The organism is Allobosea lathyri (assembly GCF_900108245.1).
In the GTDB taxonomy this organism is placed as follows: Bacteria; Pseudomonadota; Alphaproteobacteria; order Rhizobiales; family Beijerinckiaceae; genus Allobosea; species Allobosea lathyri.
Genome location: NZ_FNUY01000005.1, coordinates 341,982 through 368,272, shown reverse-complemented (window position 1 = coordinate 368,272; position 26,291 = coordinate 341,982). Strand labels below are relative to the sequence as shown.

The 26,291-nt window shown below is 64.0% G+C and carries 22 protein-coding genes; 4 read left to right on the top strand and 18 right to left on the bottom strand.

What is annotated here, in order from left to right; all coding sequences use genetic code 11:
• The first annotated feature begins 12 nt into the window (after nt 1–12).
• Nucleotides 13–1,557, top strand: coding sequence for an anti-phage dCTP deaminase (locus C4S73_RS14675; protein ID WP_103873229.1), 1,545 nt, complete (start codon nt 13–15; stop codon nt 1,555–1,557).
• Nucleotides 1,558–1,596: 39 nt separating this feature from the next.
• On the opposite strand, the gene pnp is transcribed toward C4S73_RS14675, so the two are convergent.
• The 3 genes from pnp to C4S73_RS14660 all read right to left on the bottom strand — a co-directional run bounded on the left by pnp (nt 1,597) and on the right by C4S73_RS14660 (nt 4,859).
• Nucleotides 1,597–3,765: a polyribonucleotide nucleotidyltransferase gene (gene pnp, locus C4S73_RS14670; RefSeq protein WP_103873228.1), complete on the bottom strand. Its 2,169-nt coding sequence runs from the start codon at nt 3,763–3,765 to the stop codon at nt 1,597–1,599.
• A 269-nt stretch (nt 3,766–4,034) separates the two neighbouring features.
• A complete protein-coding gene (gene rpsO / locus C4S73_RS14665; protein WP_056803628.1) occupies nt 4,035–4,304 on the bottom strand; it encodes a 30S ribosomal protein S15 in 270 nt (89 codons plus the stop codon).
• A 153-nt stretch (nt 4,305–4,457) separates the two neighbouring features.
• A complete protein-coding gene (locus C4S73_RS14660; RefSeq protein WP_103873227.1) occupies nt 4,458–4,859 on the bottom strand; it encodes a winged helix-turn-helix transcriptional regulator in 402 nt (133 codons plus the stop codon).
• Nucleotides 4,860–4,983: 124 nt separating this feature from the next.
• Here C4S73_RS14660 and C4S73_RS14655 point away from each other — a divergent pair, with 124 nt between their 5' ends.
• Nucleotides 4,984–5,595, top strand: a complete 612-nt coding sequence (locus C4S73_RS14655; protein ID WP_103873226.1) for an NAD(P)-dependent oxidoreductase — start codon at nt 4,984–4,986, stop codon at nt 5,593–5,595.
• A 42-nt stretch (nt 5,596–5,637) separates the two neighbouring features.
• On the opposite strand, the gene C4S73_RS14650 is transcribed toward C4S73_RS14655, so the two are convergent.
• Nucleotides 5,638–6,003: an Atu4866 domain-containing protein gene (locus C4S73_RS14650; protein ID WP_244595600.1), complete on the bottom strand. Its 366-nt coding sequence runs from the start codon at nt 6,001–6,003 to the stop codon at nt 5,638–5,640.
• A gap of 322 nt (nt 6,004–6,325) precedes the next feature.
• On the opposite strand from C4S73_RS14650, the gene C4S73_RS14645 reads away from it, so the two are divergent.
• Nucleotides 6,326–7,246 (top strand): AraC family transcriptional regulator, encoded by a 921-nt coding sequence (locus C4S73_RS14645; RefSeq protein ID WP_103873225.1) that lies wholly within the window; start codon nt 6,326–6,328, stop codon nt 7,244–7,246.
• Between the two features lie 13 nt (nt 7,247–7,259).
• Here C4S73_RS14645 and C4S73_RS14640 read toward each other — a convergent pair whose 3' ends face one another.
• The 7 genes from C4S73_RS14640 to rimP form a co-directional block, all read right to left on the bottom strand.
• Nucleotides 7,260–9,689, bottom strand: a complete 2,430-nt coding sequence (locus C4S73_RS14640) for a methyl-accepting chemotaxis protein (RefSeq protein ID WP_160115780.1) — start codon at nt 9,687–9,689, stop codon at nt 7,260–7,262.
• Nucleotides 9,690–10,213: 524 nt separating this feature from the next.
• The gene (gene truB / locus C4S73_RS14635; protein ID WP_103873223.1) at nt 10,214–11,179 is read right to left on the bottom strand and encodes a tRNA pseudouridine(55) synthase TruB; all 966 of its coding nucleotides are present in this window, start codon (nt 11,177–11,179) and stop codon (nt 10,214–10,216) included.
• A complete protein-coding gene (gene rbfA, locus C4S73_RS14630; RefSeq protein WP_103873222.1) occupies nt 11,172–11,600 on the bottom strand; it encodes a 30S ribosome-binding factor RbfA in 429 nt (142 codons plus the stop codon). Before rbfA ends, truB begins: the two co-directional genes overlap by 8 nt.
• A gap of 155 nt (nt 11,601–11,755) precedes the next feature.
• Nucleotides 11,756–14,611, bottom strand: coding sequence for a translation initiation factor IF-2 (gene infB, locus C4S73_RS14625; RefSeq protein WP_103873221.1), 2,856 nt, complete (start codon nt 14,609–14,611; stop codon nt 11,756–11,758).
• Nucleotides 14,608–15,318, bottom strand: coding sequence for an RNA-binding protein (locus C4S73_RS14620; RefSeq protein ID WP_160115779.1), 711 nt, complete (start codon nt 15,316–15,318; stop codon nt 14,608–14,610). Before C4S73_RS14620 ends, infB begins: the two co-directional genes overlap by 4 nt.
• Before the next feature lie 32 nt (nt 15,319–15,350).
• Nucleotides 15,351–16,952, bottom strand: coding sequence for a transcription termination factor NusA (nusA, locus tag C4S73_RS14615; protein WP_103873219.1), 1,602 nt, complete (start codon nt 16,950–16,952; stop codon nt 15,351–15,353).
• Between the two features lie 5 nt (nt 16,953–16,957).
• Complete coding sequence (rimP, locus tag C4S73_RS14610) at nt 16,958–17,641, bottom strand: ribosome maturation factor RimP (RefSeq protein ID WP_103873218.1); 684 nt, start codon at nt 17,639–17,641, stop codon at nt 16,958–16,960.
• A 335-nt stretch (nt 17,642–17,976) separates the two neighbouring features.
• Here rimP and C4S73_RS14605 point away from each other — a divergent pair, with 335 nt between their 5' ends.
• Nucleotides 17,977–19,062, top strand: a complete 1,086-nt coding sequence (locus C4S73_RS14605; protein WP_103873217.1) for a DUF2336 domain-containing protein — start codon at nt 17,977–17,979, stop codon at nt 19,060–19,062.
• Here the strand turns inward: C4S73_RS14605 and trmB are convergent.
• The 7 genes from trmB to C4S73_RS14570 all read right to left on the bottom strand — a co-directional run bounded on the left by trmB (nt 19,037) and on the right by C4S73_RS14570 (nt 26,161).
• A complete protein-coding gene (gene trmB / locus C4S73_RS14600) occupies nt 19,037–19,729 on the bottom strand; it encodes a tRNA (guanine(46)-N(7))-methyltransferase TrmB (protein WP_103873216.1) in 693 nt (230 codons plus the stop codon). The two genes, C4S73_RS14605 and trmB, sit on opposite strands and share 26 nt — an antisense overlap.
• 250 nt (nt 19,730–19,979) lie before the next feature.
• On the bottom strand, nt 19,980–21,185 hold the full coding sequence (gene metK, locus C4S73_RS14595; RefSeq protein WP_103873215.1) for a methionine adenosyltransferase: 1,206 nt from the start codon (nt 21,183–21,185) through the stop codon (nt 19,980–19,982).
• Between the two features lie 175 nt (nt 21,186–21,360).
• A complete protein-coding gene (locus tag C4S73_RS14590; protein WP_103873214.1) occupies nt 21,361–21,774 on the bottom strand; it encodes a helix-turn-helix domain-containing protein in 414 nt (137 codons plus the stop codon).
• Between the two features lie 127 nt (nt 21,775–21,901).
• Nucleotides 21,902–23,497, bottom strand: a complete 1,596-nt coding sequence (gene lnt, locus C4S73_RS14585; RefSeq protein ID WP_103873213.1) for an apolipoprotein N-acyltransferase — start codon at nt 23,495–23,497, stop codon at nt 21,902–21,904.
• Nucleotides 23,497–24,480 (bottom strand): hemolysin family protein, encoded by a 984-nt coding sequence (locus tag C4S73_RS14580; protein ID WP_103873212.1) that lies wholly within the window; start codon nt 24,478–24,480, stop codon nt 23,497–23,499. Before C4S73_RS14580 ends, lnt begins: the two co-directional genes overlap by 1 nt.
• Nucleotides 24,477–25,067 carry an rRNA maturation RNase YbeY gene (ybeY, locus tag C4S73_RS14575; RefSeq protein ID WP_103873211.1) on the bottom strand — a complete coding sequence of 197 codons (591 nt, stop codon included), beginning with the start codon at nt 25,065–25,067 and terminating at the stop codon, nt 24,477–24,479. Before ybeY ends, C4S73_RS14580 begins: the two co-directional genes overlap by 4 nt.
• Nucleotides 25,064–26,161 carry a PhoH family protein gene (locus C4S73_RS14570; protein WP_103873210.1) on the bottom strand — a complete coding sequence of 366 codons (1,098 nt, stop codon included), beginning with the start codon at nt 26,159–26,161 and terminating at the stop codon, nt 25,064–25,066. The genes ybeY and C4S73_RS14570 overlap by 4 nt, the downstream gene beginning before the upstream one ends.
• Nucleotides 26,162–26,291: the final 130 nt, after the last annotated feature.

Sequence of the window (26,291 nt, the reverse complement as noted above, 5' to 3'; positions counted from 1 at the left end):
GGGGGAATCCGATTGAGTGACAAAGATACATATTTTCCGCAAGAGATTTTCTTGGGGTTCGCCGGGCCGATCGGCTCCAACATGGAAGATGTAATTTTAGGTTTTAAAAAATATCTAAAAATATATGATTTTGAGCCCATCGTAATTCACATTACAGATGGATTACAAGATCTATATAAAAAGGATTATAGCAAACTAAGTTATAATGATCGATATGATGGATTAATAGAACTAGGAAATGAAACCAGAAAAGATACAGATCTAAAAGATATAATGGCCAGATTAGCTTTTGCGGCGATCGATCAAAAAAGGTCTGATCTTGTAATAAAGCCACGATTAAAGCGCGTTGCCTACCTAATCCGGCAAATAAAAAGGCCTGAAGAGATCGATGTTTTCAGGAAAGCATATGGCAGATCATATTACACAATATATATTTATAGTGACGTGCAAACACGTCTTCAGAGGGTTTATAAGTCTATAAAAAAGAAAGAAAAAGGAAGGATAGATGAAAAAGTCGTAAAAGACCTTGCGCAGAAGCTAATCGACAAGGATGAATTTGAGGAAGAAAATGATTATGGCCAAAAACTGAGAGATGCTTTTCCGCTTGCAGATGCGTTTATAGATTCAACCGTCAGCAATTCGATAAATAATCAAGTAGATAGGTTTTGCAAGTTATTATTTGGAACGAATTTCGAAAGTCCGACTCGAGATGAGTATGGCATGTATATGGCCAAATCTGCATCTCTCAGATCTCTCGACCTTTCGAGGCAGGTAGGGGCTGCGATATTCTCGTTGCGAGGAGAAGTTCATACTTTAGGTTGCAACGAAGTTCCCAGCTTAGAGGGGGGTACGTACTGGTCTGGAGATTCAGCCGATAGCAGAGAGTACACAAAAGGCTATGATACAAATGATGATATGAAAATACGAATGCTTGATGATGTGCTGCTATGTTTAAAGGAACAAAATGCGTTAACAGAAGAATTTAAAGACACGGATGGGAAAACACTACTAAAAAGAATTCAAGTCTCTGAATTCAAGTTTAAATATAAAAATCTAATAATGATGGATACGATCGAATTTGGCAGAATAATCCATGCTGAAATGAATGCGATAACGGATGCTGCCAGAAATGGGGTCGCTTTAAAAAATTCAATTATGTTTTGTACGACATTTCCATGCCACCTCTGTGCAAAGCATATAATTGCGTCGGGCATTAAGCGTGTGGTTTTTATTGAGCCTTACCCAAAAAGTTACGCTCTCGAATTGTACGCGGACGAAATTATAGTCGCAAAAACGACCGATAAAGGGGAGAAGCGAATTAAGTTCGAACCTTTTACGGGGATTGCCCCTTATCGCTACAGAGAGCTGTTCGAACGACGTAAGCGTAAAGACGGCGACGGAAACGCGCAGGAATGGAAAACAGGGAAGCCTGAACCAATTCACGCCAGCGATAGGGCGCTTTACATTTCATACATCGAATTGGAGAAAGCCTATCGAGACGAGGGCTTCGCGGCGATTTTGATTGCCGTGATGAAAAAGAAGTCCACGGCAGCGTAACTGCCGTGGACTTCTTTTAGGCTGCTACTTGTAAACGTATCACTCGGCCTGCTGCTTCTCGCGGGTCTTCTCGGCGTCGCGCTGCGCCTTGAGCTTCTCGGTCAGGTCCTCGCCGGTCTCCTGGTCGACGACCTTCATCGACAGGCGGATCTTGCCGCGATCGTCCTGGCCCAGGAACTTGACCTTGACCTTGTCGCCTTCCTTGACGACGTCCGAGACCTTCTGGACCCGGGCGGCGGCAAGTTCGGAGATGTGGACGAGACCGTCCTTGGCGCCGAAGAAGTTCACGAAGGCGCCGAACTCCATGATCTTCACCACGGTGCCGTCATAGATCATGCCGACTTCGGCTTCGGAGACGATCGACTTGATCCACTTGATCGCCGCTTCGATCGACTTGCCATCGGCCGAGGCGATCTTGATGGTGCCGTCGTCCTCGATGTTGACCTTCGCGCCGGTCTTCTCGACGATTTCGCGAATGACCTTGCCGCCGGAGCCGATGACTTCACGGATCTTGTCGACCGGGATCTTCATCGTCTCGATGCGCGGAGCATACTCGCCGAGCTGACCACGCGACACCGAAAGCGCCTTGTTCATCTCGCCGAGGATGTGGTCGCGACCGCCCTTGGCCTGGTCGAGGGCGACCTTCATGATCTCCTCGGTGATGCCGGCGATCTTGATGTCCATCTGCAGCGAGGTGATGCCCTCGGCCGTTCCGGCGACCTTGAAGTCCATGTCGCCGAGATGATCTTCGTCACCCAGGATGTCGGAGAGCACCGCGAAGCGCTCGCCTTCCAGGATCAGGCCCATCGCGATGCCCGCAACCGGCGCCTTCAGCGGCACGCCGGCATCCATCAGGGCAAGCGAGGTGCCGCAGACGGTGGCCATCGAGGAGGAGCCGTTCGACTCGGTGATCTCCGAGACGACGCGGATGGTGTAGGGGAATTCCGACTTCGCCGGCAGCATCGGCCGGATCGCGCGCCAGGCGAGCTTGCCATGGCCGATTTCGCGACGGCCGGGCGAGCCCATGCGGCCAGCTTCACCAACCGAATAGGGAGGGAAGTTGTAGTGCAGCAGGAAGGTCTCCTTGTAGGTGCCCTCCAGCGAGTCGATGTACTGCTCGTCGTCGCCGGTGCCCAGCGTGGTCACGACCAGCGCCTGCGTCTCGCCGCGGGTGAACAGCGCCGAACCGTGGGTGCGCGGCAGGATGCCAGCTTCCGCCACGATCTTGCGGACCGTCTTGAGATCGCGGCCGTCGATGCGGACGCCGTCGTCGAGGATCGTCCAGCGCACGACCTTGGCCTGCGCCTCCTTGAACTGGCCGCCGACCTGCTCCTTGGAGAAGGTGGTCTTGCCGTCCGGCTCGGCCGAGATCAGCGAGGCGACCTTGGCCTTGGCAGCGTCGAGAGCCTTGTAGCGCTCGGCCTTGGTGGTGATCTTGTAGGCGGCGCGCAGGTCGCCATCCACCAGCTTGAGCACCGCGTCGAGAACGACGGAGTTGTCGGCCGGCACGTAGTCGCGCGGCTCCTTGGCGGCCTTCTCGGCGAGGCGGATGATCGCGTCGATCACCGGCTGGAAGTGCTTGTGGCCGAACATCACGGCGCCCAGCATGATGTCTTCCGACAGCTGCTTGGCTTCCGATTCAACCATCAGCACGGCGTCCGGCGTGCCGGCGACGACGAGGTCGAGCTCGGAATCCTTGATCTCGTCGACCAGCGGGTTGAGCTTGTAGGCGCCGTCGAAATAGCCGACGCGGGCGGCGCCGACCGGGCCCATGAAGGGCACGCCCGACAGGGTCAGGGCGGCGGAGGCGGCGACCATCGCGACGACGTCCGGATCGTTCTCGAGGTCATGCTGCAGCACGGTGCAGACGACCTGCGTCTCGTTGCGATAGCCAGCGACGAAGAGGGGGCGGATCGGCCGGTCGATCAGGCGCGAGACCAGCGTCTCCTTCTCGGTCGGGCGTCCCTCGCGCTTGAAATAACCGCCGGGAATGCGGCCGGCGGCGAAGGTCTTTTCCTGGTAGTTCACGGTCAGCGGGAAGAAGTCGATCCCGGCCTTGGGCTCCTTGGCCGAGACGACGGTGGCAAGCACCACGGTCTCGCCATAGGTGGCGAGCACGGCGGCGTCGGCCTGGCGGGCGATCTTGCCGGTTTCGAGCACGAGCTTGCGCCCGCCCCAGATCAGTTCTTCGGTTTGAATGTCGAACATGGATTTTCTTTCGGATCGGATGCGACCCAGCCTGGCGTCTCAAGCCCATGGGCAAGACGGCGAAACTCTCGGGCTATGCGCAAAAAAGGCACCCGAGCGCTTGGCGATCCTGCCATGGGCGTCGAGGGCGCCCGGGGGATCATGCGGAAGTCCGCCCCATGCGGCTCCCGCGTTGGACCGGGGCTTGTCACCGCACCATTGCGGCCGGCCCCGTTTGTAAAAACCGCCCGGAGCGATGTCGCACCGGGCGTAAAGTCGTCAGGCGTCGATCAGCGGCGGATGCCGAGCTTCTCGATCAGCGTGCGATAGCGCGGCTCGCTCTTGCTCTTGAGATAGTCGAGCAGCGAACGACGCTGCGAAACCATCTTGAGCAGACCACGACGCGAATGGTTGTCCTTGGTGTGCGACTTGAAGTGGCCGGTCAGGTTGTTAATGCGCTCCGTGAGGATCGCGACCTGGACTTCCGGCGAGCCGGTGTCGTTCGGCTTGGTGGCATGCTCTTTCATGAGCGCGGTCTTGCGCTCGGCAGTGATCGACATCGTGAGATCCTCATATTGGGGTTGATCTGGCGGGCCAGGCCGGGATGTCGTCCAGCAAGGTCCGAAGCCCGCAATCGCTCTCATCGAGGAGAGGATGCGCAGCCGGCATTTTAAGCCGGTTGGCGCGGGGTATACACGAAATCGCGGGAAAGGCTAGCGCAACGCCGTTTCAGGCAGGATCGCTTCGCCCGCCGGTAGTCCACGATCATAGCGGCGCTGCGCCTCCTCGACAGCCCCGATATGAGCCTCCGCCCAGAGCCGCAGCGTATCGACGGTCGAAGCCAACGTCCGCCCGAGATCGGTCAGCGAATACTCCACGGTCACTGGCACGGTCGCGAACACCTCGCGGCGGATCAACCCGTCCCGCTCCAGGCTTTTCAGCGTCTGGGACAGCATTTTCTGGGAAATCGCCTCGATGCGCCGCCGCAGCTCGTTGAAACGGAGAGTCTCGCGCTCGAGCAGGATCAGGATCAGCACCGCCCATTTGTCGCCGATACGGTCGAGCACGCGCCGCGTCGGACATTGCGCATTGAACGGGTCGGGGCGGTGTAGCATGGCGGTTTCCCGGAGGTGACCATGTCTCGCGAAAGTGCCTTCTTTACGGAAGGGAACAGGCGATCCATCTAGGTTCCATTGGAGTGGTAGTATCCAACAGTTACCAGATGAAAAGGACCTTGTCATGACGATCGCACTCATCGGCGCCACCGGCCATATCGGCTCGCGCCTGCTCGCCGAACTCTCCTCGCGCGGCCACAAGGTCACGGCCATCGTCCGCAACCCCGAGAACGTGCCGGTGCTGCCCGGTGTGGCCGCCGTGAAGGGCGATGTCTTCGATAAGGATGGGCTGGCCAAGCTGCTGGCCGGGCATGACGTCGTGATCAGCGCCGTGCATTTCACGGCGAGCGACCCGAAGGCCCTGATTGCAGCGGTGAAACAGTCCGGAGCGAAGCGTTATCTCGCGGTTGGCGGCGCCGGCAGCCTTGAAGTCGCCCCGGGCGCAAAGCTGTTCGACACGCCGGAATTCCCCGCCATCTATCTCGACGAGGCCAGGAAGGGCGGCGCTTTCCTCGACCTGCTGAAGCAGGAGCCGGCGCTGGACTGGACCTTCCTCTCGCCCTCGGCGCTGATTCAACCGGGCGAGCGCACCGGCAAGTTCCGCCTGGGCGGCGATCAGCTGCTCGTCGACGCCGCCGGCAAGAGCGCGATCTCGACCGAGGATTATGCAGTTGCGCTGGTCGATGAGCTGGAAAAGCCGGCCCATAGCCGCAAGCGCTTCACCGTCGGTTACTGACAAGGACGAAGAGTCGGCGCGCCAAAGCACGCCGGCCCTTTCTCATGCGGCGCTGCGCGCGCCCGGCCTGACGAAGCGATGATCGCCCAGGACGAGGATGCCGCGGCGGGTCTCGCCGATCGCCGTGCGTCCGGTATCGCCCTCGAAATAGAGCCGCGACCCGTCGACCTCGTAGCGGCCGTGATAGATGTCCCGGCCGGTTTCGAGAGTCTTGTCATAGCGGCCGTTGGGCAGCAGCGACAGCCGGGTCGCCCCGCCATCGGCCACCCAGACGCCCATCATTGCGCGCTCGGCGGCGCTGGGCTGATTAAAATCGCCAAGATCGATCTCAAGGGCACGCGAGCTGCCGCTGGCGCGCATGGAACCGGCGAGCGCGCTGAATGCTGTGAAAACGCGATTGAACTGCATGGCTTGCTCCTGTTCGCGGTTGCAGGTGAAAATGTGAGTGTTGACGCGCGATAGCGCTGGCGGTCGGCCGGACGCTGATCTCGCTGACGTCGACATCGCCGGGGCTTTCCGATTGCGAAGGCGAGGGCGCGCGACGGGCTTATCCGGCTGAGGAGAGAAATGCCGCATCGGAGCTTGCCGGCGGTAGACCGAAGCGCCGTAAGGATTGCCTGATCCTCCAGAAAAGCGGTTTTCAGATCGCCTCTCGCGCCGGTTTCATTATATGAAAGTCCAGATGGCCGCGCTGGCCCGGTCAGTGTAGGCGCTGCGATGGAGCAGATCGATGCGGCAGGCGGATGAACTGGCGGCGCTGATCGGGCGCCTTGTGACCTCGGATGGCGTGCACGAGACGGCGATCCCGCGACTGGCGTTGATCCGCGCCTGTCAGCCAACGGAGCCCGTGCACGCGGTGCATGAGCCCGCCTTGTGCATCATCGTGCAGGGCCGCAAACAGGTCATGCTGGGCGAGCGGATTTATCTTTATGACCGCACGCGATATCTCGTCGTGTCCGTCGATCTGCCGGTCGTCGGCCAGGTCATCGAGGCCAGTGCCGAGGTGCCCTATCTCTGCCTGCGGCTCGATATCGACCCGGTCCAGCTTGGCGCGCTGATGCTGGAGAGCAAAACAGACTCCAACAAGCAGAGCGAGGGCGGCCATACCGACGCCGGGCCTTGCCTTGCCGTGAACCCCGCCGCGCCCGAATTGCTCGATGCTGTGCTGCGCCTGGTGAGGCTGCTTGAGACGCCCCGCGACATTTCCGTCCTGGCGCCTTTGGCCGAGCGCGAAATCCTCTATCGCCTGATGAATGGCGAACAGGCGGCCCGCCTGCGCCAGATCGCGACGGCCGAAAGCAAGCTGCAACAGGTGAACCGGGCCATCGGCTGGATCAGACGCAACTACGATAAAGCCTTCAGCATTGAGGCGCTGGCATCCGAGGCGAGCATGAGCCCCTCGGCGCTGCATCAGCATTTCAAGGCGGTCACTGCGATGAGCCCGCTGCAATACCAGAAGCAATTGCGCCTGCAGGAAGCCCGGCGCCTGATCCTGGGCGCGGCGCTCGATGCCGCCTCCGCGGGGTTCAGGGTTGGCTATGAAAGCCCGTCGCAGTTCAGTCGGGAGTATCGCCGGCTCTTCGGCGCTCCGCCCCTACGCGATGTCGCAAGGCTGCGAAGCGCCCGGGCCGTCGATATGCTCGGAGCCTGAGCGGCTTTCGCCGCTAAAACTCCTCCCAGCCGGCATCGTTTGCGCGACCATTCGCGACCTTGCGTGGTGCGGGCTTGTTGGTCGTGGCCTTGGTCTGGGCGAAGGCGGCTTCGGCGAGGTTGCGCAGCCGCTCCGGCTCGGAACCAGCGCCGACTGCCTTGGCGCTGGCGCGCGGGGCGGACGCAGCCACCGCGGCCGGCTTGCCGACGGGAACTGGCCTGGCGGCCTGGGTGCGCGCCGGGGGAGCCGGGGCTCGTGCGGGAACGATAAGTGCCGGCTGGTAGCGGGCGGGCGGGTTTTCCGCCTCATGGCCCGTCTTGAATGCGGCGACGAGGTCGTTGAGCTGGCCGATCTTGCCCGTCAGCGAGCTGGCGCTGGCGGCGCTCTGCTCGGCGAGCGCCGCGTTCTGCTGGGTCATCTCGTCGAGATGGGCGACGGCCTGGCTCATCTCGTCGATGCCGCCGGCCTGCTCGCCCGCCGCCGCCGAGATGTCGGCGATGGTGACGGCGACCTTCTGCGAGGCTTGGAGGATCTGGTCGAGCTGCTGGCCGGCCTGACGCACCAGCTTCACGCCCTCGCCGACCTCGGCATTGGAGGAGGAGATCAGCCCCGAAATATCCTTGGCGGCTGCGCCCGAGCGCTGCGCCAGCGTGCGCACCTCGGAGGCCACGACGGCAAAGCCCTTGCCGGCGTCGCCGGCGCGGGCCGCTTCGACTGCGGCATTCAGCGCCAGCAGATTGGTCTGGAAGGCGATGTCGTCGATGACGCGGATGATGTCGGAGATCTTCTGCGAAGCGCTCTCGATGCGCGCCATCGCCTCGACCGCCTGGCTGGCGATCACGCCGCCCGATTGCGCGGCCTGCATCGCCTCGTCGGCGATTGCGGCGGCCTCTTTCGAAGCCTGGGCCGAGGCCTTGACGGATGCTGCGAGTTCCTCGGTCGTGGCTGCGGTTTCCTCCAGCGAGGAGGCCTGCTCCTCGGTGCGCTTCGACAGATCGTCGGCGCCCATATTGATCTCGCGGGCGGCCAGGCCGACATCGGCCGAGGTCATCTGGATGGTCTGGACGGTCGATGACAGGCGCTCGACGGTATCGTTGATGGCGCCCTTCAGATCGGCGAACTTGCCGCGATAGGCGGTGTCGATGCGCTGGGTCAGGTCGCCGGCTGCAATCGAGCGCAGCGCTTCCGCGAACTCGGTCGTGGCGGAATCGACCACCGCATTGATCTCGTTGATGCCGCTGACCAGCTTCTGCATCTGCTCGTCGGCCTGCTCGATCTGCAGCCGCGCGCTGAAATCGCCCGCCGCCGTCGCCGCAACGACGTCGCCCACATCCGAAACCACCGCTTCCATCGACTGGGCTCGGGCAAGGCGCACAGTCGCCGCCGCGCGCTCCTGCTCCTCAAGCTTGCGAACCTTGCCGAGATTGTCCTGGAAGACTGTCAGGGCCGCGCCCATCTGGCCGATTTCGTCCTGGCGATCGGAATAGGGGATCGCGACATCCGACTGGCCGTTGGCAAGCTTGCCCATGGCCGCCGTAATCGCCGCCAGTGGGGCGATCACGCGGGAGCGAACCATGCTCAGGCTGAAGACGGCGATCAGCGCCGTGGCGGCCAGGAGACCGAGATAGCCGAGAAGATGCAGGAATGCAGTCTGGGCCTGCGCTGCTGCCGTCTGGTTGAGAATTTGGATCGTGATGCGCGTGACCGCGGCAATATGGTCGAGGGCTCCGGTCACCTCGTCGCGCCATTTGACAACGTCGATCTGCGGTTTTCCGCCGGTTGTGACCGTTTGCACGAGAGATTCACGCAGGGCTTTGAATGGCCCGGAGAAATACGCGTTGTCGGCCTTCGTGAACGCCTCCTTCAGAACCGCCGAGGATTGCGGCGTCGCCACGATGTCCCGGACCACATTCCAGGCGAAGCTCATCCTGGCATCGGCAGCCATCAGCGTGCTGGTTTCCTTGGCGTCGAGCGGCCGCTGCTGGGCGACTGCCGGGTTGAGCACGACCGCGACGCCGCCGCCCAGGGCACGGGTGGACCAGCTCATCGAGCGGGCCGTGATCAGGTCGGACAGGGCTGGGTTGAGCGCCCGCATCTCGGCTTCGACGACGTTGACGGTGTCTTCCAGATTCTGGAGGAGCTTGGCTCCGAAGCTGAGGACGCGGTTGGGCAGAGCCGCGTCGCGGCTTGCGAGCGGCTGCTTGAGATCGCTGTCGATCGCCTCGCGCAATTGCTTCAGCTCGGCATAGCTCTTTTTCAGCTCGCCATAGGCCGGCCCGATGCTGCCCGCATCGAGTCCCGAGAAGATCGTCTGGGTAGCGCCCATCGCGCTATCGACCTTCTCGCGGCGCTGCAGGACGCCACGAACCGATTCCTGATTCTTATCGCTCGGCAGGGTCAGCGCGCTGGGCGTGTCGCCGCGCTCGGAGCGGAAATTGACCAAGGCTTCGAAGAGATTTTTGTTGATCTCGGTAAGGGTGGAAACTCGCTTTGCCGAGTTGTATATACTATAAGTTGTATTGAGACCTTCGATACAGAAGAGAGCGATAATAATCCCGAGGAAGGAAATGACGGCAAGGAGAGTGCTCCTTATCGACCAGCCATTAGCCGTCAAAATATTCCGAATCATTTTACAGTTCCGTGTGGGGATTTTGTAAAATGTTACTTCGAAAGGGTTTATAATCGGTATAACCGGCTAGAACCGGCCATTGAATTGGCCCGAGGGCATCACTCGATTCGACTGGCCGGCTAGTTGCTTGTCAGCGCGCCCGGCAGCAAGCAGGTTTGGCCCGGTATCGGAATAACCCCACAGATTCGGACGAGGATAGTCAAGTAAAAGCGCGGCACGCAGCGACGATCCATTCCCGACGCGCCCGGTAATATCGTCAAGAGGACGACCGGGTCTGACCGGGAGCAACGATTTCTAAAGGATGGATCGTCGCAATCGAGACGATGGCGACGTCGTGGTCAGAGATTGAAGACCCGGTGCGGTACGAACTCGCCGTTCTCGATCGAGCCGGTCGCGATCAGCGTTCCGCCCGAGGTCGTATAGACTGCACCGGCTTCCACCGGCGCATCGCGCCCGCGCAGCAGGACGCTCTGGCCGCGCTTGAGGCGCAGCGCTGCATCGCGATGGATCGCGATCTCGGGGATCAGCGAGAGCGCCGCCTTGACCGGCAGAAGCGCTGCAGCTGCGGCCTCCGGGCTCTCGCGCAAGGTTTCGACGCTCGCCGCATCCGCAATACTGAACGGCCCGACACGGGTGCGCCGGAGATGTGCGACATGGCCCAGGCAACCGAGTTGGACGCCGAGGTCGCGGGCGATGGCGCGGACATAGGTGCCCTTGCCACATTCGGCCTCGAACGTCGTGGTGGCGCCGTCATGGCTGACGATGCGCAGCGCGTCGATTTCGACTGGCCGCGCTTGCAGCGTCACTTCGCTGCCTTCCCGCGCCAGATCATAGGCGCGCTCGCCGGCGATCTTGATGGCGGAGAATTTCGGTGGGACCTGGCTGATCGTGCCGGTGAAACGCGGCAGCAGGGCCGTGATGGCAGCCTCCTGCGGACGCGCCTCGGAGGTGGCGATGACCTTGCCTTCGGTATCGTCGGTGTCGGTCTGCGTGCCCCAGGCCACGGTGAACTGATAGGCCTTGCGCCCGTCCATGACGAAGGGAACGGTCTTGGTGGCTTCGCCGAGCGCGATCGGCAGCAGGCCGGAGGCCAGCGGGTCGAGCGTGCCGGCATGGCCGGCTTTCTTGGCGGAAAAAGCGCGCTTCACCACGCTCACGGCATGTGTCGATGTCATGCCGACCGGCTTGTCGAGCACGATCCAGCCATGAACGTCGCGCTTCTTCGGGCGCGGCGCGAAGCTGCGGCCCTGATCCTGAACCTGGTCCTGCACGACTTCGTCTTCGGAGGTGGTGATGTCACTCATCGCCCTCACCCTCCTCTTGGATCCGCAGCGGCTGCTTCAGGATGTCCTGACGGACCTTGTCGGAATAGAGCAGCGCATCGACGCGCTCGGCCTCCGCAAAGCTCTGATCGGCCAGAAAACGGACATCGGGGGCATATTTGGCGTTCACGCGATGAGCGATCTCGCCGCGGATATAGCGCTTGTGGTCGGTCAGCGCCTTGAGCACCGGCTTCACGTCGCCGCCGCCGAGCGGCATGATGTAACAGGTCGCAAGCTTGAGATCGGTCGAGAGCCGGACCTCCGGGACGGTCACGACATGCTTGGCCAGCACCTCGTCATGGATGTCGCCACGCGCCAGCATCTCCGCTAGGGCATGGCGGATCAATTCGGCGATACGCAGTTGCCGCTGCGACGGGCCGGAGGTTTTTGCAGGTTTTGCCATGGTTCTCGTTCTCCGGGATCGGACCGGATCAAACGTCATGGTCGGGCATGACCCGACCATCTCCTGAAAGATGAGGCGCTGGACGCGCTCTTATCGTCACGAGATGGCCGGGTCGAGCCCGGCCATGACGCGCTGCCTTTGGGAAGCGATGCGCCTTACAGCGTCCGCTTGATTTCCTCGACGCGGTAGCACTCGATGACGTCGCCAGCGCGCATGTCCTGGTAGTTCTCGAAGGACATGCCGCACTCCTGGCCCGCCACCACTTCCTTGGCGTCGTCCTTGAAGCGCTTGAGCTGAGCGAGCTTGCCCTCGTGAACCACGACGTTGTCGCGGATCAGGCGGACATTGGCGCCGCGCTCGATCGTGCCGTCGGTAACGCGGCAACCGGCGATCTTGCCGACCTTCGAGACCGCGAAGATCTCGAGGATCTGCGCATTGCCAAGCATGGTTTCGCGCAAGGTGGGGGCCAGCAGGCCCGACATCGCCGCCTTCACGTCATCCACGAGGTTGTAGATGATGTTGTAGTAGCGGATTTCGACGCCGGCCCGTTCGGCCGCCTCGCGCGCTTCCTTATGGGCACGCACGTTGAAGCCGATCACGGCCGCGCCCGAAGCCTGGGCCAGCGTGATGTCGGATTCGGTGATGCCGCCGACGCCCGACTGAAGCACCCGGGCGCGCACCTCGTCGTTGCCGACCTTCTCGAGCGTGCCGACGATGGCCTCGACCGAGCCCTGCACGTCACCCTTGACGACGAGCGGGAACTCCTTGCGGCCGGCGCCTTCCTTGAGATCGCGCATCATGTCGGCGAGCGAACGTCCCGCCGCCGAGCCGCCGCCGCGGGCGGCGATGCGGTCGCGCTTCTGGCGCTCGCGGTAATCGGTGATCTCGCGGGCGCGCGCCTCGGATTCGACAACCGCAACGCGGTCGCCGGCCTCGGGCGTACCGTTAAAGCCGAGCACCTCGACGGGAAGCGAAGGCGGGGCCTCCTTGATATGAGCGCCTGTGTCGCCGATCAGGGCGCGGACGCGGCCCCATTCGGAACCCGCCACGACGATGTCGCCGGTGCGCAGCGTGCCGCGCTGGACGAGCACGGTCGCGACCGGACCACGGCCGCGGTCGAGCTTGGCCTCGATCACGGTGCCTTCGGCCGGCCTGTCGGGATTGGCCTTCAGGTCGAGCAGTTCGGCCTGCAGCGCGATGGCTTCCAGCAGCTTGTCGAGATTCTTGCCGGTCTTGGCCGAGACTTCGATCTCGAGCGTCTCGCCGCCGAGCGTCTCGACCTGGATCTCGTATTGCAACAACTCGGAGCGCACGCGCTCAGGCGAGGCATCCGACTTGTCGATCTTGTTGATCGCCACGATCAGCGGCACGCCGGCTGCCTTGGCGTGGTTGATGGCCTCGACCGTCTGCGGCATGACGCCGTCATCGGCCGCGACCACGAGCACGACGACGTCAGTCACCTTGGCGCCACGAGCGCGCATCGCCGTGAAGGCGGCGTGGCCGGGCGTATCGATGAAGGTCACCTTGGCGCCGGACGGCGTCGTGACCTGATAGGCACCGATATGCTGGGTGATGCCGCCGGCCTCGCCGGTGACGACATGGGTCTGGCGGATCGCGTCGAGCAGTGAAGTCTTGCCGTGGTCGACATGGCCCATGATGGTGACGACGGCCGGCCGCGTCACCAGGGTGTCGTCGGTATCGGGCACATCGAACAGGCCGCCTTCAACGTCGGAATCGGCGACGCGCTTGACGGTGTGGCCCATTTCCTCGGCCACGAGCTGGGCCGTGTCGGCGTCGATCACATCGGTGATCTTGTGCATCGCGCCCTGCTTCATCAGCAGGCGGATGACATCGACGCCGCGCTCGGTCATGCGGTTGGCCAGTTCCTGGATGGTGATCGTCTCGGGGACGATCACCTCGCGCATCACGCGCTCCTTGGCGACGTCAGAGGCGCGGTGCCCCGTCATGCGCTGGACGCGGCGGCGGAAGGCCGCGACCGAACGCGTGCGCTCGTCGTCGCCACCGGTGGCGGTCGAGAGCGTCAGGCGGCCGCGCGGCTTCTCGCCGACCTTGGGTGTCTTGGGGGCGGGCACGGGAGCGCCACGGGGCGGGCCGCCGGCAAAGCCGCCGGGACGGCGGAAAGCGGGACGCGCTTCGCCATCATCGGGACGGCTGCGCGGGGCAGCAGTCGACGGGGCCTGGCGTGTCGGGCGGATAACGGCGGGCTCGGCCGGGGCCGTCGTATCGACGGGACGCGGCGGGCGCGGGGTTTCGAGACGCGGCGGACGCGAATCCAGCCGGGGAGGCCGGGCGCCGATATCGCGCATCGGCGTACGCGGTGCGAAATCGGGGCGCGGGCCAGAAGGGGCCGGGCGAGGTGCCGGAGCGGCGGTTGCCGCCGGCGCAGGTGTCGGCGCGCCATCAGCCTGCGGAGCGGGCGTCTGCTCGCGAGGCGGCTGCACGGGCTGCGGCGGGCGCGGAGCCTGCGGCTCGTCCATGCGTTGGCGGGCGGCGCTTTCGGCGCGGCGCTTGCGATCGTCTTCCTGGCGGCGACGCTCTTCTTCCTCGCGCTGGCGAGCAAGGGCGGCTTCGCGCTCCTGGCGTTCGCGTTCGGCGGCAAGGGCGCGCTGGCGGGCTTCGTCCTCGGCAATGCGGCGGGCTTCCGCCTCACGACTGCGCGAGTCGGAGAGGGCGCGCTGACGGGCGTCCTTCTCGTCTTCCGAAAGCGTGCGGAGCAGCATGCCGCCGGAACGCGGTGCCGGTGTCGGAACCGGAGGGGCAGGGCGCGGTGCGGGCTGCTGCTGGACCGGGGGCTGCGGCGCGCGAGCGACCGGCTGCTCCTTGACGTCGGAGCCAGCAGTGCGTCGCTTGACCTCGACGACAACCTGCTTGGAGCGCCCATGCGAGAAGCTCTGCCGGACAGTGCTCTGTTCGACAGGACGCTTCAACGTCAGGGTCTTCGGGGGACTGACGGTCAAAGTCTTGTCGCCCGGGGTCTTGGTATCGCTCATTCCGCTTTCGGTCCTGCCGGTTCGGTCGTTCGTTCGTCTAACAGATCGGAATTAGCCGGGCTTTCCGGCTCCGTCGCACCGGCATCGTCTGTCCGATATCGGACGAGTCGACGCCAGCGGGAGAGGAAACCCTCGGCCGCCGGTCCCGGAGCAAGGGCCGCATGTATCACATGTGCCCGCCCCAACGCCAATTCCAAATCCGCCGCCGCGAAAATTGCGACTACGGGGGTCTTCCGGGCCTTCAGCCCGCTCGTCTCTCGGGCAATCTCGGCCCGCTTCATGGCCTGGCCGATCTTGCGTCGTCCGTCATCGGCGCCATCGCTGGCCTCGATAACCGCTGCGCAGCGGCCTGAACCGATCACAGCCTCGACCTTGGCAAAGCCGCTCGAGACGAGCCCGGCCTTGTTCGCCATCGCCAGAGCCTGCAGCGCATCGCGCAGCATCAACGCGTCGATCATCGCGACCAGGCCGTCCGGCACGGTGATCTTCGCCTTGAGCGAGCGCTCGAACGCCTTGCGCTTGACCGCCTCGGTGACGGTCTTCGCGCTCAGGCTCGTCCAGACGCCGCGGCCTGGCAGCTTGCGTCGCAGATCAGGCGTCAGCATGCCGTCTGGCCCGACCACGAAACGGATCAGGTCGTCAGGCGATTTGACTGCCCGGCTCACGACGCAACTTCGCTCCGGACCGTCTTTCCGCGTCTCGCTCATCGAGACAGCCTGGCGCATCGTCGCAACCCGGCTCAGGCCTCGGCCGCCACGTTATCGGCGTCCGCTTCGGTAGCCTCGACCTCTGCCGGAGCTTCGATCCAGCCCGCCTTGACGCGCGCGGCCATGATGATGGCCTCGGCATCCTGTCGGGATAGGTCGTAGCCGTCGAGATAACCGGCGTGGCGGGTGGACTCGCCATCCTTGCGCTCGGTCCAGCCGACGAGGTCGTCGGTCGCGCAGCCAGCGAGGTCTTCGACGCTCTTCACGTCGTTCTCGCCCAGCGCGACCATCATGGATGTGGTGATGCCTTCGACCTCGCGCAAGTCGTCTTCGACGCCGAGCGCGCGGCGCTTCTCGTCGAACTCCGCCTCGACCGCGGCAAGATACTCCTGCGCACGGGCCTGGATCTCGGCGCCGGTGTCCTCGTCGAAGCCCTCGATCGAGGCCAACTCGGAGGGCTCGACATAGGCGACTTCCTCGACCGTGCGGAAACCTTCCGACGCCAGCAGCTGGCCGACGGTCTCGTCGACATTCAGCGCGTTCATGAAGATCTCGGTGCGCGACAGGAACTCCTTCTGGCGGCGCTCCGATTCCTCGGCCTCGGTCAGGATGTCGATATCCCAGCCGGTCAGCTGCGAGGCGAGGCGGACGTTCTGGCCGCGACGGCCGATGGCCAGCGAGAGCTGCTCGTCGGGCACCACGACCTCGATCTTGTCGGCTTCCTCGTCGAGCACGACCTTGGCGACCTCGGCCGGCTGCAGCGCGTTGACGACGAAGGTCGCGATATCCGGCGACCACGGGATGATGTCGATCTTCTCGCCCTGGAGTTCGCCGACGACGGCCTGCACGCGCGATCCCCGCATACCGACGCAAGCGCCGACCGGATCGATCGAGGAATCGCGCGAGATCACGGCGATCTTGGCGCGCGAACCCGGATCGCGGGCAACGGCCTTCACCTCGACGATTCCGTCATAGATCTCGGGCACTTCCTGGCCGAACAGCTTGGCCATGAACTGCGGATGCGTGCGCGAAAGGAAGATCTGCGGGCCGCGCGGCTCGCGGCGCACGTCGTAAACATAGGCGCGAGCGCGGTCGCCGACCTTGAAGGTCTCGCGCGGGATCATCTCGTCGCGGCGGATGATCGCCTCGCCACGTCCGAGATCGACGAAGACATTGCCGTATTCGACGCGCTTGACGGCGCCGTTGACGATCTCGCCGATGCGATCCTTGTATTCGTCGTACTGGCGGTCACGCTCGGCCTCGCGCACCTTCTGCACGATGACCTGCTTGGCCGACTGGGCCGCGATGCGGCCGAAATCGAAGGGCGGCAGCGGATCGGCAATGACGTCGCCGACCTGGGCCGCCGGATTGTGGCGCTTCGCCTCGTCGACGGTGATCTCGGTGGCGCCGTTTTCGACGAGCTCGACCACCTGAAGGTGGCGGGCGAGCCGGAGCTCACCAGTCTTGGTGTTGATCTCGGCATGGACGTCGGTCTCGGCGCCGTAGCGCGAGCGGGCGGCCTTGGCGATCGCGTCCTGCATCGCGTCGACGACGATCTGACGATCGATCGACTTCTCGCGCGCGACCGCATCGGCGATCTGCAGCAGTTCGAGCCTGTTGGCGCTGACGACCATGACGCTCACTCCTCTTCCGTTGTGTCTTGCGGATCAGGTCCGCGCGTCTTAGCCGGGCGTGGACCCAGCGATTTTCCCTTGCCCTTTTTCGGGCTGGCGATCTCTTCGGCCAGCGGCATCTCGGGCGGCAGGCCCGATTTGCCGCGACGCAGCGATTCGGTGACCAGCTCGTCGGTCAGGACGAGACGGGCGTCGGCGATGAGCGCAAGCGGAATGGCGACGTTGCGCTCTTCCTCGCTCTTCGCGTCGTCACGGGCTAGAAGCGCATTGGCGCCCTCGACCCCGAGCAGGATGCCGCGGAAGCGCTTTCGCCCGGCAACGACAGCCTCGGTATCGATCTTGGCGAGGTGCCCGGCCCAGCGCACGAAATCGCCAGCCCGCACCAGCGGCCGGTCGATTCCCGGCGACGACACTTCGAGATGATAGGCGACCTGGACGGGGTCGTCGACATCGAGCGCCGGCGAGACCGCCTGGCTGACGGCTTCGCAGCCCTCGACATTCATGGTTCCGTCGGGCTTCTCGGCCATGATCTGCACGGTGCAGCCGTTCTGGCCGGTGACGCGGACGCGCACCAGCCGATAGCCGAGATCGGCGATCGCGGGCTCGACGATTGCCGCCACGCGTGCGGCCACGCCGGTCTCGACGACAATGCGGTCGTCCCGCTCAGGTATCGCTGTTGGCTCGTTCATGCCTGGGCCGCCTGCCTAGAGTCGGATCTCATCCGTCTCCAACCAAAGAAGAGAGCATGATGGCATCCGAAAACCGGTTTCAGGTTCCGGCACCATGCTTTTGCGCTGGCGGGGTTCCGGCCAATAAAAAAAGAGCGGGCCGGCAGGCCCGCTCTTGTCATCGGCTGATACCGAAACCAGAGCTGTTGCGCGCTATTTAATCCGCCTTGGCGGCGCATGCAAGCTCTCCGCTGATTCGCCTTCATCACGATAGGCGAGGATTCTGGGATGATGCTAACCGGCTGGTCATCCTTCTGCGTCACAAAGGAGTCTTACGCGCTCTATGGGGATGCGGGATGAGTGTCAGTACGCTTTTGCGTGATCTCGAAGCGACGATGTTGCGTGGCTCGACCGATGATCGCGCCCAGATTCTGTCCCGGTTGACGGATCTGTTCCTCAGCACCGCCGCGGGTATGGATGACGACCAGGTCAGCGTCTTCGACGTCGTGATCGGCAGGCTTTCGCGCGCCATCGAATTGCGCGCCCGCATCGAATTGTCGGAACGTCTCGCGCCGGTCTCGAACGCACCTAGCGGTGTCGTGCGTCAACTCGCGCTCGATGAGATCGCCGTCGCGCGCCCGGTTCTGGTCGGCTCGAAGCGGCTGACGGATCAGGATCTCGTTGCCGTATCGGCTGCCAAGGGCCGCGATCACATGCTGGCGATCACCGAGCGCCCCGATCTTGGCGAGCCGGTCACGGATTTCCTGATCCTGCGTGGCGGTCGTGTCGTCACTCACGCCGTCGCGGCGAACCAGACCGCACGTTTTTCCCGCCATGGCATGGGCGTGCTCGTGATGCGCGCCGTCCAGGACGATGCGCTACAGGCGACGCTGGGCATGCGCCGTGACATTCCGTCCGAACTCAGCGAGCAGCTCATGGCCGCCGCGAAGAATGCCGCTCGCCGCCGCATAAGCGTCAATCTCGAGCCCGGGCTTGCGAGCGCGGTTGCAGGTGCCGTCGAGCGCGGAGCCCAGGCGGTCGCGGCCGAGACGCAGATCGACGAGGATTTCGGCCTCTTCAGCGGCGCGCTGGAAGAGATCAAGCGTCTCAACGAAGCCGGCGAGCTCAATGAATCCAAGGTCGCCGAGTTCGCGAGAGCAGGCTCGACCGAACACGCCATGTGCGCGGTTGCGGCGCTGGCCCAGCTCGGACTGCCGGCGACGGAACAGATCATCATGGGGCCGGATCGCGAGGCGATCCTGCTCGTGGCCCGCGGACTGGGCTGGTCCTGGGAGACCACGGCCGGGCTGATCGCCCTGCGCAAGGACTACGGCAAGTCGGAGGCCGCGATCGAGCGGGCGCGCCAGAGCTTCCGCAACCTCGCGCAGACCACGGCGCAACGCGTGCTCGGCTTCCTCAGGATGCGCGACGCAAGGCTGTGAGATAGCTCGGGACGCGCCCGGCCGCGATCGCCTTGGCCTCGTAGCGCGTGCGTATCCACCCGGGATAGGGCACGCGCCAGTCATCGGCACGCGCGTCCGTCCAGTCGAAATCGGCCGAGCGCAGCAGCCGCGACAATGTCCAGCCGACATAGTCGTCGATATCGCTGGCGAAGCGGAAGCGTCCGCCCTCCCGCAGCGCACGAGCAAACAGCGATAGGGTCCGCTCGGAGACGAAGCGGCGCTTGCGCTGGCGGCGCTTGGGCCATGGATCGGGATAGAGCAGGTCGATCGCGTCGAGGCTGCCTGCCGGCAGGCGCGGCAGCATCAGCGCAGCGTCTGCGTCCCAGAGCCGGATATTGGTCAGCCCTTCGCGTTCGATGATGGCCAGGAACTTCGCCATCCCGTTGATGAAGGGCTCGACCCCGATGAAGCCGATCTCGGGGCTTTCGCGCATCCTGTGCAGCAGATGCTCGCCGCCTCCGAAGCCGATCTCGAGCCGCACCGCCGTCACGGGATGAGGAAACAGCGTCCGCAGATCGGCGATCTCGCCCTCCGGCAGACGCAGGCGGGGCAGCACGCCTTCGATCATCGCATTCTGGCCCTCGCGCAGGGCCTTGCCCTTGCGGCGGCCGAAGAAGGCGCGGTCGGGTTCGTAATCGTCTGTCATGTCAATCGTCTTTGAAGCCGGGGTTTTCTTGCAGAAACGCGCCGTCATCCTGGCCGCAGCGAAGCGGAGTGCCGGGATCCATCATAGAGCAATGACCGTGCCCTTCGATGGATCCCGGAGCTGCGCGGCTGGGCCGCTGGTCCAGGATGACGACGCGTATTGAGCCAGTCGCTGTGCTCTAGAGATTTCTGGCAAAAGAAAAAGGCCGGGACGAGCCCGGCCTTCATCGACATCGGTCGAAACCGGCTGATCAGGCAACGGCCTTCTTCAGCGCGTCGACGAGATCGGTCTTCTCCCAGGAGAAGCTGCCGTCGCGGCCGGCCTTGCGGCCGAAATGGCCATAGGCTGCCGATTTGGCATAGATCGGCTTGTTGAGCTGGAGATGATTTCGGATCCCGCGCGGCGTCAGGTCCATGACCTCGCCGAGCACGGCCTCGAGCTTGGCTTCGTCGACTTTGCCGGTGCCGTAGAGATCGACATAGATCGAGAGCGGCTTGGCGACGCCGATGGCGTAGGCGAGCTGGATCGTGCAGCGGTCTGCGAGCTTGGCTGCAACGACGTTCTTGGCGAGGTAGCGCGCGGCATAGGCAGCCGAACGGTCGACCTTGGTCGGGTCCTTGCCGGAGAACGCACCGCCGCCATGGGGGGCAGCACCGCCATAGGTGTCGACGATGATCTTGCGGCCGGTCAGGCCGCAATCGCCATCGGGACCGCCGATCACGAACTTGCCGGTCGGGTTGACGTGCCAGACTGTCTCCTTGGAGATCCAGCCCTCGGGAAGCGTGGAGCGGATATAGGGCTCGACGATCTTGCGGACATCCGCCGAGGTCAGGCTTTCGTCGGTATGCTGGGTTGAGAGCACGATCTGCGTCACGCCGACCGGCTTGCCGTTCTCGTACTTGACCGTGACCTGGCTCTTGGCGTCGGGGCCGAGCTTGGCGGCGCCGCCTTCCTTGGCATGGCGGGCCTTGGCCAGCACTTCGAGGATCTTGTGGGCGTAGTAGATCGGCGCCGGCATCAGCTCGGGCGTCTCGCGGCAGGCATAGCCGAACATGATGCCCTGGTCGCCGGCGCCTTCATCCTTGTTGCCGTCGGCGTCGACGCCCTGGGCGATATCCGCCGACTGGGCGTGCAGCAGCACGTCGATCTTGCACTTCTTCCAGTGGAAGCCGTCCTGCTCGTAGCCGATCGCCTTGATCGCCTTGCGGGCGGCCGACTTGACCTTGCTCTTCATCGCCTTCTCGTCGAGCGAGGTGCGGACCTCGCCGGCGATGATGACGCGGTTGGTCGTCGCCAGCGTCTCGCAGGCGACGCGGACCTGCGCCGAATCCATGCCGGCTTTGGCGGCTTCCTTGAAGAACAGATCGACGACTTCATCGGAGATCCGGTCGCAGATCTTGTCGGGATGGCCTTCGCCGACGGATTCGCTGGTGAACAGGTAATTCTGGCGTGACACGGTCAGGAACCCTTCGGATCGGGACTGCAAGTCGGGACTGGCAAGAGACCGGCGTGACGACGCGGTCGGCCAACGAAAACGGGCACCCTCTTTGCAGCGGACGCGTTCGCCGTCAAGCGCAATAATTCTTTTATCGGGATCAACGTTCGTCAGGCCGAACGAAATCTGCGCGAAATCACGTGGTTTCGCTATCATCCTCGGCGAGAGCCTCGACGAGGTCGACGATCCGTCGCCTCACGCGGGCGCTCTTGATGCGTACGAAAGCCTTGGTCAGCTGCACGCCTTCGCTGGTCGACATGAAGTCGGAAACATAGGCCGTCGAGGCCGCGTCGGAGAAACCGCCGGCCGGCATGTCCCCTGTCGGGGCGCCGTCGAAGAAGAACGACACCGGCACGTCCAGCATCTTGGCGATCTGCTGCAGGCGGCTCGCGCTGATGCGGTTCGAGCCCTTTTCGTATTTCTGGATCTGCTGGAAAGTCAGCCCGAGCGCTTCACCCAATTTTTCCTGGCTCACGCTGGCCAGCATGCGGCGCATTCGCACGCGGCTGCCGACATGGCGATCGATTGGGTTGGGGACTTTCTTCAGCATGAGTTGGCGGCCCTTACGTCAGTTGCGTGGCCAGGTGCCGTGGTCCGGCTGGCGCGTAAGTTGTGAAGTTTTACATGGTTCCAGATCGAACCACCATCCTTTGCCGCCGAAAAAGTTCCAAATGGGATCACCTGCCAAAATGGGCCCGCGAGAGCAGCAAGGACAATACTAGAAGTGCCGCGAAAATGACATCTCCCCAGCGTCCATAGAGGGTATTGGGCGCTCTTTGCGGCAGGTTTGCGTCGAGCACGCCGGTGGTGCCGAGCGGCAGACTGGCAACGATCCGGCCATAGGCGTCGACGACAGCCGAAATCCCGGTATTGGCCACGCGCACGAGCGGCAATCCTTCCTCGATACTGCGCAGCCGGGCCTGCGCCAGATGCTGATACGGTCCGCTGGTCTGGCCGAACCATCCGTCATTGGTGAGGTTGAGGAAAAAGCCGGCGCGCGGCCCTTGCGGCGCGACCGCGCCCGGGAACACGACTTCGTAGCAGATCAGCGGCGCCGCGACCGGCAGGCCGCGAATGGCAAGCGGCATCCGCCGCGTCCCCGAAGCGAACCCGCCGGGCACCGAGACGAACTCCGACAGACCAACCTTGCGGATAAGGGTTTCCAGGATCGGCGGCAGATATTCGCCGAAGGGTACAAGGTGCACCTTGTCGTAGCTCGAGACGATGGTGCCTTCATCGTTCACCACCTGAATCGAATTGAAGATCGGCGGCCGGCTTTCGCCAGGCAGCGCCTCTCCGGCGCGGGCCGCCCCTGTGATCAGCGTCACATCGGGCGGTAGCAGCGCAGCGATCCGCGAAAGCGCGGCAGGCGTGCGTCCGAGCAGGAAGGGAAAAGCCGATTCCGGCCAGATCAGATGCGTCACATTCTGGACGCCGAGCGTGGTCGGGCTCGTCGCCCGGTCGCTCAATGCGAGGTACTGGTTCAGGATCGCTTCGCCATTGCGCGGGCTGAACTTGGCGTCCTGCGGCAAATTGGGCTGCATCAGTCGCAGCCTGACGCCGGCGACCGAGGGGGAGGCTTCCGGCGGCACGCGCCAGATTCCGAAACCGACCAAACCCGCAAGCCCGAGCAGCGCCAGCACGGGTGCGCGCCAGCGTCCGGCCGCGGTCTCCGCCGTTCCCAGCGTTGCGGGCGCGGCCCCGATCGCGACCGCGACCACGGTAAGTCCGTAGAGCCCGGCGATCGCGGCGAACTGGGCGATGAAACCCTGCCCGGCGAGCATCATGCCGTAGACGTTCCAGGGAAAGCCGGTGAGCACATGGCCGCGCAGCCATTCGCTCAGCGACAGGGCCACCGCCAGCATCAGGATGCGGCCGGCTCCGCTTGGCCAGGCGAGTCGCGCGCAGCCGAAGGCCAGTGCTGGAAAAAGCGCGAGAAAGGCCGGCAGTGCGACGACGCCCAGCGGCATCGCCCAGGCGAATTTATCGGCCTCGACCAGAAAGGCGGCCCCCAGCCACCACAAACCCGCGAGAAAAAAGCCGAAACCCCACCACCATCCGGCAGCAGCGGCCGCCCGAAAGCGGGCGACTGCGCTGGTGCCGACGGCGCCGTCGATCAGCCATATGGCGACCGTCATCGGCACGACGATCAGCGGCCAGAGATCGAGCGGCGGCAGCGCCAGCGCGCCGCTGGCCCCTGCAGCGAGCGCGATCAGGCGCCTGGGCCATCCCCAGGCGAGGATGACCCTGTCGGCCAGCGAAGCCATACGCATCAGCCGGGTTCCACCGGCGATACCGTGTCGGGAGAGGCGGGGCTGCGTCGATGGATGTTCAGCCGCTTGATGCGGCGCGAATCAGCATCGATAATCTCGAATTCGAGGCCGTGCGGCCCCTCGATCAACTCGCCCTTGGCCGGCACGCGGCCGGCAAGCGTCACGATCAGCCCGCCCAGCGTATCGATATCCTCAGCGATCTCGGTCTCGGAGAGGTCGATGCCGGTGGCGTCCCTCAACTCGTCCAGCGTCGCGCGTGCATCGGCGACGAAGCGGTCGTCACCGACAGGCGCAATGGTCGGGGCCTCGTCGAGATCGTGCTCGTCTTCGATGTCGCCGACGACGATCTCGACCAGATCCTCCATCGAGACCAGCCCGTCCGTGCCGCCATACTCGTCGATGACGAGTGCTATATGGGTTCGTGTCGCCTGCATCTTCACCAGCAGGTCGACCGCCGGCATCGAAGGCGGGACATAGAGGACAGGGCGCAGGATCTTGGTCGTGGCGAGCGTGACCGAGAGGTCGACCGCGGCCAGGTCGTGGAAGGCGGTTTCGGTCAGGCCTGCGCTATGCTCGGCCTTCGCCTTCTCGGCGATGAATTCGAGGAAGTCGCGGATATGGACCATGCCGCGGGGGTCGTCGAGGGAATCGTCGAAGACCGGCAGGCGCGAGTGTCCGGCCGTCCGGAACAGCGCGAGCAACTCGTCCAACGTGGCATCGGCGGGGACTGCGACGATGTCGGCGCGCGGGATCATCACGTCGCCGACCCGCCGCTCGCGCAGGCTCAGCACATTGGAGAGCATCGCCCGTTCCTGGGCGCTGAGATCGGCGAGCTGGTCGCCGCCCTGCGCCAGGGCTTCGGTGATGTCCTCCCGGATGGTGCCGCCGCCGCGAAAACCGAGCCGGTCGAGGAATTGGCTGAGCCAATGGGAAAGTCCGCGCCCGGCGGCTTCGGTCTGGTTCTGTCGACTGTCGTCGCTCATGGTCTTGGCGGCTGGTCCGGAAGCGGGGGATGCGGGTTGGTCAGGAGCTCGCCGTCGGCATAGGGGTCGGCGATGCCGAGCCGGGCGAGCGCCGCCACTTCGAGGCTTTCCATGCGCTGCGCCTCGGCTTCGGTCTCGTGATCTTCGCCGAGCAGATGCAGCAGCCCGTGGATCACGAGATGGCTGAGATGGTCACTGGCGCTCTTACCTTCCGACAGGGCCTCGCGTGCCACGGTCTCGTAGGCCAGCACGATGTCGCCGAGAAGGGGGCTTGCAGCGATCCGCTCCGGTGGCGCGGCGGGGAAGGAGAGCACGTTGGTCGCCTTGTCGATGCCGCGCCAGTCGCGGTTGACGATGCGGATGCGCTTGTCGTCGGTCAGGAGCAGGCTGACTTCGGCTCCGGTCAGCGGCTTGAGCGGCGCCACTGCCAGGGCCGCTTCCGTCGCCTGCGTCACGCGCTCGCGCAGGGCCGCCAGATCGCCCAGATCGCGCCAGCGCCGCGATTGGGCTCTGAGCGCGATGGCGAGCGTCGGCTCTGCCTTTGGCGTTCGCGGCGCGGAGCGCCGCGAACGAGGTCGATCCTTCATCGCGGCCGCTCCCGCGACAATGTCCGCTTCAATCCTTCGCTGTCGCTCTCGACGGGGATTTCGGACATTGGCGCGCGCAAACGTTCTTCCCGTTCCTCGCGCTCACGGCGCGAGGCGCTCTCATAGGCCATGACGATGCGGCGCACCAGATCGTGGCGGACAACGTCGCCCTCCTCGAACTTGGCATGGCCGACGCCTTCGACCCCCGAAAGCAATTTCACCGCTTCGATCAGCCCGGAGCGCTGGCCCGGCGGCAGGTCGATCTGCGAGGGATCGCCGGTGATGATCATCCGCGACCCTTCGCCGAGGCGGGTCAGGAACATCTTCATCTGCACCGAGGTCGCATTCTGCGCCTCGTCGAGCAGCACGACGGCGTTGCTCAAGGTCCGCCCGCGCATGAAGGCCAGCGGCGCGATCTCGATCATGCCCGTCTGCAGCGCGCGTTCGACATGGCGCGCCTCCATGAAATCGTTGAGCGCGTCGTAGATCGGCCGCAGATAAGGGTCGACCTTCTCGCGCATGTCGCCGGGCAGGAATCCCAGCCTTTCGCCGGCCTCGACCGCCGGGCGCGACAGCACCATGCGCTCGACCACGCCCTGCTCGATCAGGGATACGGCATGACCGACCGCAAGCCAGGTCTTGCCGGTGCCGGCAGGTCCCTCGGCGAGCACGAGTTCGTGACGCTTGAGCTGGCGCAGATAGGCGTCCTGCGCTGCATTGCGCGCCCGCACCGGCCCGCGCTTGCGGGTCACGATCGCCTCGAAGGAAGCCTTGCCGGCATTATCGGCCGGGAAGAACGAACGCTGCACGTTGCTCTCCTCGATCGCGCCGTCGACCTCGCCGAGCGTGACGGAGGCTCCGGCCTTGGCGCGCGTGTAGAGCGTCTTCAGCACGCGCCCGGCCTGTTCGGCGGTCTCGCGCGGCCCCTTGATGGTGGCGTGATTGCCGTTGGGGCTGATCACGACGCCCAGGCGCCGCTCCAGATGCGCGAGATTCTGGTCGTAATCGCCGAACACCAGGCTTGCCAGCCGGTTGTCGTCGAATGACAGCAGGACCTCTGTGGCAGGCAATCCGTCGCGCGTCAGGCTTTCCACGCGTGTGGATGCCGTATCGCGGCGTGGGCTTCGTTCCGGTCTCGGGGTCGTCGAGTCAGCCTGTGCCAAAAGCGTCGTCTCCCTGGCGCCTGTTCCGGCCGGACATGAGCGTGGGGCCGGTTCGTCCTGT

Excerpts from the sequence above, each read along its gene's own strand:
- C4S73_RS14580 (WP_103873212.1), bottom strand. The coding sequence starts at position 24,480 with ATGAGCGACGACAGTCGACAGAACCAGACCGAAGCCGCCGGGCGCGGA.
- C4S73_RS14620 (WP_160115779.1), bottom strand. The coding sequence starts at position 15,318 with ATGAGCGAGACGCGGAAAGACGGTCCGGAGCGAAGTTGCGTCGTGAGC.
- C4S73_RS14605 (WP_103873217.1), top strand. The coding sequence starts at position 17,977 with ATGAGTGTCAGTACGCTTTTGCGTGATCTCGAAGCGACGATGTTGCGT.
- C4S73_RS14655 (WP_103873226.1), top strand. The coding sequence starts at position 4,984 with ATGACGATCGCACTCATCGGCGCCACCGGCCATATCGGCTCGCGCCTG.
- pnp (WP_103873228.1), bottom strand. The coding sequence starts at position 3,765 with ATGTTCGACATTCAAACCGAAGAACTGATCTGGGGCGGGCGCAAGCTC.
- C4S73_RS14660 (WP_103873227.1), bottom strand. The coding sequence starts at position 4,859 with ATGCTACACCGCCCCGACCCGTTCAATGCGCAATGTCCGACGCGGCGC.
- trmB (WP_103873216.1), bottom strand. The coding sequence starts at position 19,729 with ATGACAGACGATTACGAACCCGACCGCGCCTTCTTCGGCCGCCGCAAG.
- ybeY (WP_103873211.1), bottom strand. The coding sequence starts at position 25,067 with ATGAAGGATCGACCTCGTTCGCGGCGCTCCGCGCCGCGAACGCCAAAG.
- rpsO (WP_056803628.1), bottom strand. The coding sequence starts at position 4,304 with ATGTCGATCACTGCCGAGCGCAAGACCGCGCTCATGAAAGAGCATGCC.
- rimP (WP_103873218.1), bottom strand. The coding sequence starts at position 17,641 with ATGAACGAGCCAACAGCGATACCTGAGCGGGACGACCGCATTGTCGTC.
- infB (WP_103873221.1), bottom strand. The coding sequence starts at position 14,611 with ATGAGCGATACCAAGACCCCGGGCGACAAGACTTTGACCGTCAGTCCC.
- C4S73_RS14590 (WP_103873214.1), bottom strand. The coding sequence starts at position 21,774 with ATGCTGAAGAAAGTCCCCAACCCAATCGATCGCCATGTCGGCAGCCGC.
- C4S73_RS14650 (WP_244595600.1), bottom strand. The coding sequence starts at position 6,003 with ATGCAGTTCAATCGCGTTTTCACAGCATTCAGCGCGCTCGCCGGTTCC.
- lnt (WP_103873213.1), bottom strand. The coding sequence starts at position 23,497 with ATGCGTATGGCTTCGCTGGCCGACAGGGTCATCCTCGCCTGGGGATGG.
- truB (WP_103873223.1), bottom strand. The coding sequence starts at position 11,179 with ATGAGTGACATCACCACCTCCGAAGACGAAGTCGTGCAGGACCAGGTT.
- rbfA (WP_103873222.1), bottom strand. The coding sequence starts at position 11,600 with ATGGCAAAACCTGCAAAAACCTCCGGCCCGTCGCAGCGGCAACTGCGT.
- nusA (WP_103873219.1), bottom strand. The coding sequence starts at position 16,952 with ATGGTCGTCAGCGCCAACAGGCTCGAACTGCTGCAGATCGCCGATGCG.
- C4S73_RS14645 (WP_103873225.1), top strand. The coding sequence starts at position 6,326 with ATGCGGCAGGCGGATGAACTGGCGGCGCTGATCGGGCGCCTTGTGACC.